Annotated in this window: 15 protein-coding genes; 8 read left to right on the forward strand and 7 right to left on the reverse strand. The window is 62.2% G+C overall.

Annotation, left to right across the window (positions count from 1 at the left end; translation table 11 throughout):
• Positions 1-180: 180 nt before the first annotated feature.
• The 3 genes from BH93_RS26835 to BH93_RS26845 all read right to left on the reverse strand — a co-directional run bounded on the left by BH93_RS26835 (position 181) and on the right by BH93_RS26845 (position 3,182).
• Entirely contained in the window at positions 181-417 is a 237-nt protein-coding gene (locus tag BH93_RS26835; protein ID WP_037174490.1) for a hypothetical protein, read from the reverse strand.
• A gap of 1,469 nt (positions 418-1,886) precedes the next feature.
• Positions 1,887-2,228 (reverse strand): hypothetical protein, encoded by a 342-nt coding sequence (locus BH93_RS26840; RefSeq protein ID WP_032393541.1) that lies wholly within the window; start codon positions 2,226-2,228, stop codon positions 1,887-1,889.
• Positions 2,229-2,231: 3 nt separating this feature from the next.
• Entirely contained in the window at positions 2,232-3,182 is a 951-nt protein-coding gene (locus tag BH93_RS26845; RefSeq protein WP_080739073.1) for a cutinase family protein, read from the reverse strand.
• Positions 3,183-3,369: 187 nt separating this feature from the next.
• On the opposite strand from BH93_RS26845, the gene BH93_RS26850 reads away from it, so the two are divergent.
• Positions 3,370-3,708, forward strand: a complete 339-nt coding sequence (locus BH93_RS26850) for a DUF1778 domain-containing protein (protein WP_037174493.1) — start codon at positions 3,370-3,372, stop codon at positions 3,706-3,708.
• A 609-nt stretch (positions 3,709-4,317) separates the two neighbouring features.
• On the opposite strand, the gene BH93_RS26855 is transcribed toward BH93_RS26850, so the two are convergent.
• Positions 4,318-4,806: a hypothetical protein gene (locus tag BH93_RS26855; RefSeq protein ID WP_155290967.1), complete on the reverse strand. Its 489-nt coding sequence runs from the start codon at positions 4,804-4,806 to the stop codon at positions 4,318-4,320.
• A 413-nt stretch (positions 4,807-5,219) separates the two neighbouring features.
• Positions 5,220-6,056 carry a hypothetical protein gene (locus BH93_RS26860; protein ID WP_037174495.1) on the reverse strand — a complete coding sequence of 279 codons (837 nt, stop codon included), beginning with the start codon at positions 6,054-6,056 and terminating at the stop codon, positions 5,220-5,222.
• Between the two features lie 251 nt (positions 6,057-6,307).
• Between BH93_RS26860 and BH93_RS26865 the strand changes: the two genes are divergently transcribed.
• Complete coding sequence (locus BH93_RS26865; RefSeq protein WP_155290968.1) at positions 6,308-7,117, forward strand: hypothetical protein; 810 nt, start codon at positions 6,308-6,310, stop codon at positions 7,115-7,117.
• 109 nt (positions 7,118-7,226) lie between these two features.
• Here BH93_RS26865 and BH93_RS26870 read toward each other — a convergent pair whose 3' ends face one another.
• Positions 7,227-8,123 (reverse strand): hypothetical protein, encoded by an 897-nt coding sequence (locus tag BH93_RS26870; protein WP_242459268.1) that lies wholly within the window; start codon positions 8,121-8,123, stop codon positions 7,227-7,229.
• Positions 8,124-8,368: 245 nt separating this feature from the next.
• Positions 8,369-8,971 carry a recombinase family protein gene (locus BH93_RS26875; protein WP_052065172.1) on the reverse strand — a complete coding sequence of 201 codons (603 nt, stop codon included), beginning with the start codon at positions 8,969-8,971 and terminating at the stop codon, positions 8,369-8,371.
• Between the two features lie 931 nt (positions 8,972-9,902).
• Between BH93_RS26875 and BH93_RS26880 the strand changes: the two genes are divergently transcribed.
• The 6 genes from BH93_RS26880 to BH93_RS26905 all read left to right on the forward strand — a co-directional run bounded on the left by BH93_RS26880 (position 9,903) and on the right by BH93_RS26905 (position 14,358).
• Complete coding sequence (locus tag BH93_RS26880) at positions 9,903-10,388, forward strand: fluoride efflux transporter FluC (protein ID WP_027494245.1); 486 nt, start codon at positions 9,903-9,905, stop codon at positions 10,386-10,388.
• Positions 10,385-10,750 carry a fluoride efflux transporter CrcB gene (crcB, locus tag BH93_RS26885; protein ID WP_027494244.1) on the forward strand — a complete coding sequence of 122 codons (366 nt, stop codon included), beginning with the start codon at positions 10,385-10,387 and terminating at the stop codon, positions 10,748-10,750. Before BH93_RS26880 ends, crcB begins: the two co-directional genes overlap by 4 nt.
• A gap of 26 nt (positions 10,751-10,776) precedes the next feature.
• A complete protein-coding gene (locus BH93_RS26890; protein WP_027494243.1) occupies positions 10,777-11,337 on the forward strand; it encodes a universal stress protein in 561 nt (186 codons plus the stop codon).
• 367 nt (positions 11,338-11,704) lie between these two features.
• On the forward strand, positions 11,705-12,583 hold the full coding sequence (locus BH93_RS26895) for a phosphatase PAP2 family protein (RefSeq protein ID WP_051364869.1): 879 nt from the start codon (positions 11,705-11,707) through the stop codon (positions 12,581-12,583).
• 312 nt (positions 12,584-12,895) lie between these two features.
• Entirely contained in the window at positions 12,896-13,327 is a 432-nt protein-coding gene (locus BH93_RS26900; protein ID WP_027494242.1) for a MerR family transcriptional regulator, read from the forward strand.
• Positions 13,324-14,358, forward strand: coding sequence for an arsenic resistance protein (locus BH93_RS26905; RefSeq protein ID WP_051364866.1), 1,035 nt, complete (start codon positions 13,324-13,326; stop codon positions 14,356-14,358). Before BH93_RS26900 ends, BH93_RS26905 begins: the two co-directional genes overlap by 4 nt.
• The last annotated feature ends 156 nt before the right edge of the window (positions 14,359-14,514 follow it).

Genomic DNA, 14,514 nt, shown 5'->3' on the forward strand with positions numbered 1-14,514 from the left:
TCCGGACGAGGGCGGGTAGTAGCGGTTCAGGGTATCGATCAGGGATTCGACGCTTCGGCAGTCCGCGGCCGCGTCGAGGGCCTTGTCGTAGGTGGTCCAGTAGTCGTCGATGTCGTTGGTGGTCATGGACTTTGCTCCTCGGTCGATGCGGTTCGGATGGGGTGTGGTGAGCGGGCCGGGTCAGTAGTCCTCGTCCCAGTGCTCGCCTGCGTAGGTGGGGTCGAAGTCGGCGGGTGCGTGGGCCGGGTAGCGGCGTCGGAGGTCGCCCTCGAGGTCGAGCCGGTCTTGCCAGTGCTTGTCGCACCTCGGGTGCGCTACTCCAATGCCGGACAGTGCGTCCCGGTAGTCGACGTCGCCGGTGCAATCGGGGCCGTCCGCCATGCAGGTGACGGCGTCGGTGTTCGTGGTCTCGGTCATAACTGTTGCTGCCCTTCGGAACTCGTGCCGGGTCGGTCTTGCGTCCTCCCCCGCGTTCTTTCGCCGTCATCTGGCGTGGGGAGAGTAGGCGGCGCACGGGAACGGCGTCCTGCCCCTGGGCCGGGAAGTTTTCAGCCGGAGGCGTTCGTGAAAAGTTTTCGGCGCCCGCAGGGCCGGAGCATCGCGGAGTCAGGGGTGGGTAAGGCGGGCCCGGGTGACGCAGACTCGCCGGCAGCCAGATGCCCGAAAGAACGATGCTCGTCTACGGTGCGGAGCGCAGCGGAGCTCCACTCAGGGGACACCGCAGGTGGCCGGTCGGTGCCGAAGGCGGGTCACGCGTCGAGCTGGTTGCCAGTGTCGGTTGATCGGATGATTCGGTGTCTGTCGATTGGATGATTCGTTGCCGTTCAATCTGATTGGGGCTATCTCGAAGGCATAGCGTCCGCTCTGGCATAGGTTTTTCTCTACGGAGTCAGGCGGTTCAGATGAGAAGATCGGTTATCTCGACAGGCAAGCTCAGGGGCGTGGTCGTGGCATTGCTTGCCGCTGGTGCACTGCTGTTGGGCTTGCCCGGATCGGCTGGCGCTGGGACGTTCAACAATCCGGTGGGCACGTTCGAGAGGGATGTGTCGACGACGCTGACGTACCCGAACGGTCATGCGAGCTTGAGGGTGAATGTGTGGTCCGATCGGGACTGTGGCGGCACGTTGTGCCGGGCCACGTATTCGATTCGGATGTACAACGCCGGTGGCGGGCTTGTGTACAGCGGAAATGTGCACACGAACGGGTACTACACCGTCGGGGGCAACGTGACTCGGATCGTGATCAATCGGGATTGTGGGTGCTCGGGGCACAACTACACGCAAAAGCAGTAGCCGTCCCCGTCCGCGATGTGGAGCAGACAGTTCAGCAGCGGAACACTGCGCGCGCTGCTTCGGCGGCCATTCATCGTGGCCGTGCCTGCGCAGGAGCTCGTTCTCGACGGCACGATAGATTCCGCCCCAGCCGGTGTCGAGGGTGCCGGCGCGGGTCGCCAGTTGCTCTGCGAGCGCGATTGCACTGGCGCGTTGGAGACTAGCGTCTGTGATCCTCGAAGGAATCATGGTCAATACCTCTTATCTCTCCGCACACCGCTCTGAATGAACGACGTGTCCATTCATTACGTCGCGAAAGCGGTGAAATTAGAGGATCGACAGTGGCTCGGTTCGGGTGGACGCCCGGAGGGCGGCCGGCACCGCCGGCAGGCGGACGCATGACGCTCGTCTCCGATTCGCGGCGTGGCCACTCCCGGTCGTGGAGCTCGTGCGGTGATTGTGCGGGAGCGACGGGCGTGGCCACGCTCGGTGTCGCGGTACGCGCTGGGCATCGGCCACGCCGGTTGTCGCTGCCGATCGCGGATTCGTTGGCAGGTACGAAAACGGCGCACGACCCGTTGTTCTCGTGGGTCGTGCGCCGTTTTCGTGCGGGTGTCAGATGCGGTCGAGCTCGAAGACCAGTGTTCCGGACGAGTTGTAGACGCCGAGGTGGTCGTCGCCGTCGGGTTGGACGAGGTAGGTCGCCGTGTTCTCGCTCTGGCGGACCTTCATCGTGTAGTAGCCGTCGGCTTCGTCGTCCGAGAGTGTGCAGTACATCGGGCCGCCGATGTCGACGCTCATCATGCCTTCGCAGCTTCCGTCGTCGTAGAAGTAGACGGTGCTCGATGGACCGGTGGAGTCCCACATACCGGTGATCTCGGGTGCCGAGGAGCAGCCGGTGAGAAGGGCGGACCCTGCGACGGTGAGCCCTGCGAGGAGGGTGGTTGTCTTGTTCATTGGTCAGCCCTTCGCCATGCCCGCTGCGGCCTTGCCTACGAAAGTGGCCAGAGTCGCAGAAGTGTCCTGGAAGTTCACATCGGTGTAGAGGCCGTGGTACCAGCTCTTCTCGGCGGCCTCTTTCGCGTTGATGCCACCGAGGCCGACGGAGTTGAGGTCGCATACGGGATCTCCGACGATGCATGCAGACAGCACGGGCGCGCCCGCAGGGTATGCCTCGCGCTTGCCGAGCGAGCCACGAACATTCCACCCCCGGCCAACTGTGGAGAACACAGTGTCATCGCTCGGATCGAAGTCGGCCGACGTCGGGGCCGGGCCATTGTACTGATACAAAGCCGACCGGCCAGTGACGCCGGCCTCCTTGATGACGCGGTTGAAGGCGGGGTCGGCGAGAAGGGCGGACGCTGCGAGGCGGTCGGATCCGATCGGGCCGTTGCCGTTGAAGATCGAGTTGGTGAGGTCACCCGCGATGTGACTGCCTTGCGAGTATCCGAACAGGATGAACTTCGACTTCTTGCAGCTGTCCGCGTACGAGACGAGGGTCTGATAGGCCACGTTGTAGCCCTCGTCTTTGCTGACCTTGTACTCCGAGGCGTTGTACGCCAGCTTCGCCGCGGCGGCGTTCCAGTTGCCGACACCGCCCAGGCCCGTCGCACGGTAGTTGATGGCGTGGGCTTCGAAGCTCGGCAGCGTCTGGGCTGCTGCCTCGATCATGTCCGCAACTTTGGGCCCGTAGATCGAGTCGTTGTCGGTCTTGCCCGGGTGGTGGGCCTGCCCTTCGTTGGTGCCCGGCACGCCGATGCCGATCACGTCCGCGCAGTTGGAGTCCTGCGCGTTGGCCGGTGCTGCGGCGAAGTTCAACCCGCCGATGGCCAGGCATCCTGTCGCGGCGACCACTCCCATTTTTCTGCGCCACTTGCGGTTTGGACGCTGTAGAGCTTCTTGCGATGTCATCGCATTCCCTCTCGGTCACCCCGTTGTGCGGGTTCCATCACACTGTGCGATGTAGAGAGAGCGTAAATGGTCTGATTGCGTATACGCAAGCCCTAGATAAATTTTGCTCGTTTATGGGTTGACAAGGGATGCGATCATGGAGGGCGTATACGAAAGCTGAGAAAATACTTAGGAAGGTGGCTCAGCGGTGGTTGCTAACGCGCCCCAGACCGTCTGCTTCCGCGCCTCCGACGACGAGCGCGCGCTTGTTCAGCGAGTTGCCGATCATCACGGCACGAACATGTCCGCGTTCGTGCGGGAGATGATGCTCGAGATCTGCGAGCGGTACATCCGTGATGTGGGCGAAGAGCAGTTCGCAACGGACATCGCAGATATCGAAGCCGAACGAGAACGCAAGCGCGTCGAGAAGGAACAACGGGCGGCCGCAGCGGCAGAACGGCAGAAAGCTCGCGAGGAGCAGGCGGAGCGAAGCAAGAATTTGGTCGCGTCTATTGCCCTTCAGTCGACGACCAGGCAGAATCACTGACCCCAGGTATGGGACGACGGAGGGGACCTGCTGTGAATCGAAAATCCCAGTTGCGCGTGTTTGAGAGCGCGCTGCTCGCAGTCACAGCATCGTTCGCGAATGCTCGGCGTATCAACTCCGTCGATGTCGACATGACGGAACGGGTCATGCGCTGGCAGATCGAAGACCACCGTCTCGAGCATCGACGCACGTCGATCCACAACACGACGCAGCGGACAGGTCCAGAACCCGGAGAAGGATCACTACGTCGTCCACGCTCGGCCCCTGCAACCCTCGACACTCTGCCCGTAGACACTGCATCGTCCGACGACGTTATGGCTTTCAGGAACCATCGACAGATATTGGATCGGGCATCGGAATTGGACAGGACTGCAACAAGGCCACTGGTTTATAGCCGACGTCTGGTGCATGAGTCTGATACACGCGCCGTGCATCGGGCTTTAGCGACGGCGACCTGCTAGCCGCAAAGGGTCCGGTGCATGCGTCAGATACACGCGTTCATGCACCGGGCTTTAGCGACAGTCGCCGCATAGGCAGAACGGTCCACGAATAAATGGTGGGGCGCTTTCAATTGAAAGCGCCCCACCTTTTATATATTCGACCTACGCGCTATTGCAGGTTCTCGGCGGTATCCGGAAATAGTGTCGGCCCGAGTTCGATGTTTGTCGAGTGTCGAATGTCTTTGTGCATGGAGGTGAGTTCGATTAACTGATTCAACACCTCGTCGATGGACTGCTGGGCTGCACTTATGGCTTCAGACGCGTCAGATGCGCAGTGGCGGCCCAGTTGAACGAGTGCGTCTCGCATCTCCCCTGCCAAAGTCATGACATGCCTGGTTCTGGTGACCGTGTCCGGATGCGCGAGGTGGACATATAGCTGCATCTTTCTCATCGTGATCGCAGCTACGCTCCGCGGGTTGGAGAATTCATCGGCATTAACGGCAATCTCGGCGGTGTTGAATGAGAACTCCTTTCCGATATTGAATTCCATTTTTAGATGGTTGAATGCTTTTGTAATCGTCGCGACCGAGTCAGCCATGGCTGAGGGCTTGTTCAATCGGTCACTGACATCTGCGGGGGGCTTGGCCGGTTGTTCCACCCGGAGAGTATTGCGCAGGTCGGCATGTACGTCAGCGCTTCACCGAGGACGGCTCACGGTTCGAACCGCCTGGCATCACTGGAATCACGGTCGAGTGGGCCACATTCGGCCTTCGAGATCGAGGACGACAAGGCAGTTTTACGCACGAGAAAGGCACCTCGCGGGGGTTGGAATCCCGTTGAGGTGCCTCTCTGCAACATACCCACCTGAATGAGGGAACCAATATCGCGTCGAAACTATTGGTTCGGCCCCTCACTCCTGGCCCTCCGACGTTCCGGGTTTGGACCCCGATGCCGTTAGGTCGTGGTCGGCACTACTGCATTGCCGCCGCGTCGCTTCCCGGTATGAAGCACAGGCCAGGCCTGCCTCTCTCAGGCTATCAGAAGCATCGTCGAGAGGCCCGCGGATTGATCTCAGCCCCGCACGGTCGAGGCATTCGACTTCGCCGCTGCTGGACCACCTGAGGTCGCTTGACTCGCGTCGGGCGATACCCACGGGGCCGGCTGCTGGAACGGCTGCGCGAGTCGATACCGGTTGCGTCGTACCGTTCGGAAGGTGACGGAGTCCTGACTCTCTGTCACGTCCACTGTGAGGACGCCTCGTTCGACTAGCTCGGCTAGTCCTCGTTTTCGGCTCGATCGGGAGATCCCGTAGCGGTCGTCGAAGTAGCTCCCGACGATGAAGAATTCGGGATCCTCGGCTCTGGTCATCGCGAGCGAGCATAAGTACATCGCCACGCCGGCCCCGGAGAGGTTTGCGGCCAGCCCTTCGGTCCAGAATGCACGCGGGATCGGCAGGTAGGGCTCGGTGTTGTAGGGCGGCTTATAGGGAACAGGTGCGCCGCGGCTGTCGATGGGGCGCGATTCGTTGTGGAGCTCGATCAACGTTTTGGGTCCGATGGTGTGCAGTCCCACCAGGCGTCTATCGGCCAGTTCGTGCAGGGCGTCCCGCACAGCTCGGGCACCGTCTCCTCGTGGGTCGTCGCTGCGACCGATCAGTTCGGCCCAGTAGGCGGCGACACGGCTGGTCGTGTAGGGCTCCCGCGCTGTAACCCAGATCAGCGAGAGTAGGAGCGAAATCCTGAGCGCGCCTCCTTGCCCACCTGCTGCGCCTCGTGTGCGCAGCAGGCTCGCAAGTGGAGTGAGGTCCTGGCTGCCGAGCTCGCGTTCGACGAAGGAACGGCGAAGTGGACAGGTGTCGCGCTTGACCGCCGCTGCCGGGGATTCTCGCCGGACGGTTGATTCGACCACTGTCTTCGCCCTTTCCGAATTAAGCCTCGGTGCGGTAGCCTGATGGTTCTGCGAGCGTACTGACGCGCCGACGGGGAGTACCTCTATTGGGGTTCCGTTAAGGCTATCACTAGTGTCGCGTTAACGTTGCCTATGCGGTTCAGTGGTTTCCTGGTCGTTCAGAATGCTCTAACCAGGGCCGTGTCCCACGACGGGGGGACCGGCTATCGCGCCGCTTCGGCGTGCGCGAAGGACCCAACGGACCGAGTGGTATGAACATCGCTATGAAACGTGTCGTTTTGGCTGCGGTGGTTGCGGGCCTCACTCTAATTGCAGGCTGCTCCGGTTCCGCAGATGACGACGCGGCGGACCGAGCCGATTCACCGTCCGCGACCTTGTCATCGACGCAGGCAGCAACGCCGTCATCGACCGCCACTACGCCTGAACCGGGGGCCGGAAGCATCTCTTTCGACTGTTACTTAGGTCCTGGGTATGAGAAGAAGGGGACCTACAGGATCTATCCCAAGGATGGCCTGTTGGACTTCAGAGCGTTGTGGGCGACCAACCCGCATTCATGCGATATCCGCGCCGATGCCGTCATGGCCACCACCGATGCAGAGAAGGCCGCCTACGCAGCGTCCGGATACGACAATGGCGGAAGCATCAAGACTCTCTACACGATCTGCGCAGAGAACGATCCCGACGATGTACGTGCGCAGCCGGGGTTTGTGCTCAGCGGTCCGCAGGCCAAAGAGCTGCAAGCTGCGCTGATGCTTTGCCCGGGACACCCGCAAGCGCCACTTTGGAACGCTGCGCTGGGCGACGCCGCAGTGAACACCGAGCTGGAAGCGTCCGGTCAGCGATTCGGTAACGGTACGCATCTCGTCAATGCCGAGATCGCCCCCGGCACTTACGTAATCGAGGGAGAGATCGAAGGCTGCTACTGGAGTCGACAGGACTCCAGCGGGAACACGATAGACAACGATTTCATCCCCAACGCTCGCCGCGTTCAGGTCACCATCGACCAGTCGGATTACGCCTTCGACTCCAAGGGATGCGGCACGTGGTCGCCGGCATCGTGACCCAGCGAAGCAGTCGCACATCTCGTTACGACAACCCGGCAAGCTTCGAGGCCGAGGACGCGACTTCGACTTCTTCGCAGATCCGCGCAAGCGGCTCGCAACTCAGGCCCTAGCTTTCGCCCCGCTGCTGGTCGTCGATGACGTTGTTCGTGAGCTCGATCGTGGCGAGATAGAGCCAGAAGATCCAGTCCAGGTAGTAGTCGGGGTAGTCGGCCTTCTGGTCTTCGGTGTGGTGGCGGATGTCGAACTTGTTGGCGATGTGAAACAGCTCGCCGGCATGAGTCTTGTCCAGAGCGTCCGCCAGTACATTCTTGCGTCGAGACTCCAGAACATCGGCGAGATCCTTGGCTGCCGAACGCTTGTCGGTGCGGGTGGCACCCCGCCGGCGGAACTGCTCTACGCCGTGCTGGACTCGATCGACGCTGGGCGTGGTCCTACTGGTGGCGGCGTCGATCAGGTCGTTGCGTGCGTCGTCCGAAGTGGCGACAAGACGGCCCTCTTCGGCACCGTCCTCGGCAAGGCGGAGCCTGACGTTGTGTCGGTCGAAAAGTTTGTTGACACGCCAGCGATAGACGGCGCGTCCGCTTGTCGAGTCGAATTGCTTTCCATGCCAACCGCATTCGTTGTAATGGTGCTCGTAGCCATCGCACGGGCGGGCCGCCGCGTCGTGTAGAACTTCGACGACGTCGTAGAACAGATCGCGATCGTCGATCAGCACACTCGAATCGAGCGGCCATGCGAGATCTACAGTCAAGTGTTGATACAGGTACCGTTCAGGCTGATTGCCTCGTTGATCGTCGACGCAGTCCTTGGTGAAGACACGATCGAAGTAGCAGAGGGCGTCCAGGTCGTTGACCAGGTCTAGGTAGCGGGCCACCAAGGTATCGAACGCCGCGGGCGACTCCGCGGACGTAGTGATGCCGCGGCGTTCTCGCCAGAGCGGCCGTCTAGCTGGCGGATCCTCGTTGAGCTGGTCGGCCTGCGACATGAGGTCGCGGAGGAACATATGCCGACGTGAGAAGACATTGTCGAGAGGCTTCTCCCCCCATTCCCGGCCAAGATTCTCAGGAAGCTCATTCAGATCGTCCAGGGGCCCGCACGTTGGAAAGTCGACGAACGCGTCACGAAGCAACAGCTTGCAGCGGTCGTCCCAATTATCCTCAGACCGTAGATTGAGCAGCTTTGCTGCCTCCTGTACGAAAAGTTTTCTCGGCCAACGCAGTTGGTAGTCAGCGTCAGCTACTCGATCGATCATTCCGGCACTGCTCCTGATGTCGAATTAAGGGTGACCGGTTTCTGCGCAGCCTGCTCGAAGTACCGATACAGAGTGCGCCTACTGACTCCCAGCACTTCTGCGATATCTCCGATCGTCCTGCCCTGGTTACGCATTCGGGTCGCTTCCCGCTTCTTGGTAACCGTGAGCGCGGGTGGGCGGCCGCCGACCTTCCCTCGTTCGCGGGCTGCGGCGAGGCCCGCGTGTGTGCGTTCGCGGAGAAGTTGTCGCTCGAAGCTGGCGAGTGCACCGAAGATGTGGAAGACAAGTTCCCCGCCGGCGGTGGTCGTATCGATCTGTTCGGTGACAGATGCGAACGCCACTCCCCTGGCCTTGAGGTCTGCGATGAGCTCGATGAGGTGTGGGAGGTTTCGGCCGAGTCGGTCGAGTCGCCAGACAGTGAGCACATCACCGGGCAGGAGGATCTCGAGCAGCTCGGTCAGCGCCGGCCTGGTGGTGGTGGATCCGCTCGCGGTGTCGGTGAAGATGCGTTCGCAGCCGAAGGCGCTCAGAGCGTCGCTCTGTAGATCGAGGTTCTGTTCGGCGGTCGAGACCCTGGCGTATCCGTATTTGTGGCCCACAATCGTCTACTGTGCCACAACTCATCGGTTTCGATGTTTTGACATGCAGTGGTTTAGCGCACGTTTTTGGCACTGCTCGGCGGCTGGTCGGCGGATCGGCCTGTCAGTTTCAGAAGACGACTGCACTAGTTCAGAAGACGACTGCACTTACCCACCACACGGGAGCGCCGGTCAGTAGCATTCATCCCGCCGAGCTACGCGTACAACCACCATATAGAACAGCTTCTGTGATCGAAAAGTCCTCGATCTACCAGTGAACATGATTGCCCTCGACACGTCGTGTGTGTTCCCTTGGAGTCTTTGACTTTGACGTAGCTCGTCACCGGTATGTTGAGTGCGCTTGTGCGCCAGACGTTCTATGCGTTCGATTCGAAGTATCCCGATTCACTCTCGACCTACTGCAGTGGGGTTAAATTGGGTGGCGCAGTTCATGTTCGAGTGTGGTCTAGTCGACTGCGTGTCGATGCGGCGTGGCAATGAACCTCGGTTCCGAGCCTGGTGCCCGCTCTGAGTTCGACGACAATGCTGTGTTCGGCGAAATGTTCAGCGTCTTGGTGACGCCGTGTGCCACGTACCCGTGTTGAGAAGATCGCGGTGGTCGGCGGATCGGGAATACCGGGCTTGATACGCGAACACAGGTGTCCAATCCGACCCGTTGCACGGCCGGTGCCGTCGTGGCCGGTGCCGTCGTGGCCGTTAGTCGAGCTCAACAACCGGGTTCGGTTGTTGAGCTGCAGCGCTGGCACATAGACACCTCGGCCTGCTGACCGAGAATCTCGAACGTACATCGGATCTGCTTGGGTCGATCCCTGGTCAGGCTATAGTGGTGTCCGGCGATGGATCTCCGCCGAGACCGCCCCGTAGGGGGTTGTCTGAACCGCCCCAACCCTGGGGCTGATGGCTCCTTTCCCTGAGTGGAAGGAGTCTGTCCATGAACGGCCATCACGACCCGAATCCGACCCTACCGGTCGATCCCGACAGTGCGCCCCCAAGCCCGCTGCATGCGCGAGCGTCCGCGATCGCCGCCGTCGGTGTCGGTGGATTGGTCGGGGCCCCGCTCCGATACCAACTCGGACTGTGGTGTTCCTCTGCCGCGAGTGGCTGGCCGGTGACGACCTTCGCTATCAACATCGTCGGGGCGTTCCTGCTCGGAATGCTGCTGGAGGGATTGGCTCGCCTGGGCCCGGACACAGGGTGGCGGCAGCGGGTCCGGCTGTTGGTGGGCACCGGGATGCTCGGTTCGTTCACTACCTACAGCACACTGGCCGTCGATACCGATCTGTTTCTGCGCAGCCATCAGTGGTGGGCCGCCGGCAGCTACGCGGCCGGCACCGTACTGGTGGGTCTGGTCGCCACCACCGCCGGAATCGCGATCGCCGCGCGACTGCGGACACGGCCCGCGGAGGCAACACAATGACGACACTCTGGATCGCCTGCGCGGGCAGTGCAGGGGCGATCGTCCGTTTTGTGCTCGACGGGGCCATCAGGCACCGCCGGGCGTCGGATTTTCCCTGGGCGACAGCGATCATCAACGTGACCGGATCACTGCTCCTCGGATTCGTCACCGGACTGATCCTTTTCCACGGACTACCCCAGGAACTTCAGCTGATCGTGGGCATCGGTTTCTGCGGCGGGTACACCACCTTCAGCACCGCCAGTTTCGAGACGGTGCGGCTGATCCAACGTCAGAAGTACATCGCTGGCGTGTTGAACGCGGTCGGCACCCTGCTGGTGACTGTCGTCGCCGGCGGTGCCGGTCTCGTCCTGGCTTCCGTATGAGGAGAAAACAATATGAGGAGAAAACAATGACCGAGGACGATCCCAGCCACGCCTCCTGCGACGACCTAGGGGACTGGCGCGCTCCGCTACAGGTGGACGGCCCCGCCGCCTCGGTAGAACCGGTGTGCCACCTGGTCGTGGGGTTCGACCGGCACCCAGCAAGCCACGCTGCCTTGACCTACGCGATGGACCTTGCCGGTCGACTGAACGCGTTCCTGCATGTAGCGCACATCGTCGACACCGATGACCTGCCGATCGACCCGGACAGCGACGACTGGGAACAACGCATCGCCGACGCTGTCGAACAAGAGCGCCGCGAGGCATGCGCGATGCTGGCCGCCATCCCCGGGAACTGGGCGTTCTACTCGAGGCGGGGCAACCCGGCTCGACTGTTGACCACGATCGCCGACGCCAACGACGCCCTGATGATCATCATCGGTACCACCCGCGGCGGGATGATGTCACTGGTGGAGAGGGCCGTCGGCGAATCGGTGTCCGCGACACTCGCCCGCCACGCCCACCGCCCGGTCCTCCTCGTCCCCGCTACCGATAGGCAGCATAGTGACGCAGCCCAAACACGCCGGTGACCCATCCGCCGCACCGGGTTCCCGCCGCGCGCTTCCAGAAAGAAATCCACCGAACCGCCACGACCATCGATGGGGGGCGTGTCGGTTCGTTGTCGCGTTCGGGACGGTCAGCATGCTCGCGGACTTCGTCTACGAAGGTGCCCGCTCGATCACCGGCCCCCTCGCCTCGCGGGGGGCTACCGCCTTCGTCGTCGGGGTGTGGTCACCGCATCCGACGAGGTCGCAGCGCTGATGGTGCGCTCGGTCTCCGGCCCGGTGGCATACACCAAGCCGCCGCTTCTGGGCGTCGACGTTTCCGGTTACGCCCACCCCGTCATCGCCGTGCACTTCCTCTGGATCGCCGGCGCACTGGCGCGTCTGCGTTCTCGTGATCGACGAACGGAGCGGCAAAGCCATCCGTTCCCCAGCCGAAAACCGATCTGCTCTACGACATTCGATTCCCGCGTCGCTCACCGTCGTTCCCGCAATCCAGGTCATCGCAGTGGCCGCCCTACTCGCCACCGGTCGTCGCCGCACCTGGCACCCCACCGTCCATCCCACGCAACCCAACCAAGGAAAGTCACCTATGTTTCCTGCTCGTCCGTGGATTCGGCCGTTTGCCGCCGCTCTGCTCGCATTTGCCGCACTGCTCGCCGCCGGCACTCTCGCCTCCACCACTGCTGTGACAGAGGCGGGTCTGCGGTTCCACGACCGTATCGCCCTTCATCGCGCCGGCTGGGCCACTGCCCTCGCCGAATTTGTCACGGACTGCGCACAACCGGTCGTCGGAATCGTGGTGGCGATCGGTATCGCCGCATGGCTCACGTGGAGAGGCCGACGGGTCGACGCGGCATGGGCCCTGGCAGTGATGGCATCTACCCTCGTCGTGTCGACAATCGCGAAATACAGCATCCGCGAACCCCGTCCCCCGCAACGGTTCTGGCTGATTCCTCCCGACACCGTGTGGTCGTTCCCGTCTGGACATACAGCGGTGGCTGCGGCCATGATCGGGCTTGTGGTCCTGCTCACCGCTCGGGCGCACGTAATTGTCCGGCGGTTGGCCCGCACGACATCAGTGCTGTTCGCGCTCGCCGTCGCTGCCTCCCGGCTGTACCTCGGCGTACATTTCCCGCTCGACGTCGCCGCGAGCATTCTTGCCGCCAGCACTGCGCTCCTCGCACTGTGGACCATGTGGTCGATCCCTCCGGTCCGACACTGGGTCAATGTCCGGCTCGGACCGACCCCTCAGGCAGCCTCACCCGACTGATCGCGGACCCACTCCGACTCCGAGCACTACGTGACGGGAAGGTGAATACAAGTCCGCCGTCGACCGTCCGCGGCTGGTAGCGCAGGTGAGGATCGTTGCCCACAACTCGATACCCTCAGGTTGGTCAGCCGTTGAGAGCGTGCACGCCGACGGGGCCTTCATCTCGCTGAGAGGCGTCAGGTCTAGACGGATGAGCGCCCGGACGTCCGGGCGCGGTCTCGCTGGGAACATGGCCCGACGTTAGCCCCAGCACCTGCGTGGAAGGTCAAGGATTTGACCTTCCACCCGACTCGAAGGTTTATCCTCGTGCGCATGTCCGCTCTGCGCATTTCACAGCTGTCATCGGCGACCGGCGTCCCGGCGACCACGCTACGGTTCTACGAAAGCGAGGGCCTGCTCCCGGCGGACCGTTCGGCGAACGGTTACCGCGTTTACGACGACCGCGCTCGGCAACGCTTGGCGTTCATCACCGCCGCCAAGAGCCTGAACCTGTCGCTGCCGGAGATCAAACTTCTCCTTCGTGTCTGGGAGAAAGACTCCTGCGCAGCAGTCAAAGCCGAACTCGGCCCCGCCATCGAGTCCCACATCGCGCACGCCAACGAATCGATCGCTCAATTGACCGCTCTGCGTGAGAGTTTGACCGACGCGCTGGCCCGGCTCGGGGACACACCCGACGCGCCGACGCCATGCAATCCGGACTGCACCTGGCTGATCTCAGCGAACACCGCGGTGGGCACCGCATGAACATATCGAGCACCACCTCGGTGGTGGCGTGGCTGGAGAAGTTCCAGATCCCGCTCTACCTGCTGGCCCTGCTCATCGGTGGCGGTGTCGGTTTGGGTGCGCCGTCGTCGGCGCATGCGTTCGAGATTGCTATCAATCCGGTACTGATCGTGTTGCTCTACGCTACGTTCCTCGCGGTTCCGTTCTCCGCCATCGGCGCATCGCTGCGCGACGGCACATTCTTGCTCAGCGTCGTAGTACTGAATTTCGTGCTCGTTCCAATCGTCGTATTCGCTCTGACCCGGTTCGTTGCTGCTGATCAGGCGGTACTCGTCGGTGTGCTGTTGGTGTTGTTGGCTCCCTGCATCGACTACGTCATCGTCTTCAGTGGGTTGGCCGGTGCAGCGTCGGAACGGCTCCTCGCGAGCGCGCCGCTGTTGATGTTGTTGCAGATCGCGTTCCTGCCGCTCTACCTGTGGTTGTTCGTCGGGTCCGAGCTGGTGGAGATCATCGACATTGCACCGTTCGTCGAAGCGTTCGTGCTGTTGATCGTTGTTCCTCTGGTGTTGGCGGCCCTGACGCAAGCACTTGCGCGTCGTCGGCGTATCGGCACCCAGATCATGGATGTGATGGCCGCGGCGATGGTGCCGGTCATGATGGCCACTCTTGCCGTCGTCGTGGCGTCGCAGATCGACGCAGTCCGCTCCGAAGGCTCCCAGCTGTTTGCCGCGGTGCCGATCTTCGTCGCGTTCCTGGTCATCATGGCGGTTGTCGGATGGGCGACGGCCAGAGTGACCCGCCTGGACGTCCCGGACGCTCGGGCCTTGATCTTCTCCGGTGCCACCCGAAATTCGTTGGTCGTTCTGCCGCTGGCGCTCGCGCTGCCACCAGCACTGTCTCTTGCTGCCGTGGTCGTGGTGACGCAGACACTGGTGGAGCTGATCGGAATGGTCGCCTACGTCCGACTCATCCCCTGCCTTGTCCCAGCTCACGCTGCGAGAGCACCGGTGAAGTTCGAAACAACTCGCACGAACCAAGGCAATCCTGGGTGACGAGAACTGGATAAAAGCAGGTGGCGTCAGTGAGGGTGAACGAACCACGGGATCCAGTGCCGCGACCCCGTTCCACTTCCCGCGAGCATTGAGCATCGAATGGGGACTTTTCCGGCAAACGCGCCTGTGGGCTCCGCGCCCGCTACGACTGCAGTC

The sequence above is a fragment of the Rhodococcoides fascians A25f genome (assembly GCF_000760935.2).
Taxonomy (GTDB): Bacteria; Actinomycetota; Actinomycetes; order Mycobacteriales; family Mycobacteriaceae; genus Rhodococcoides.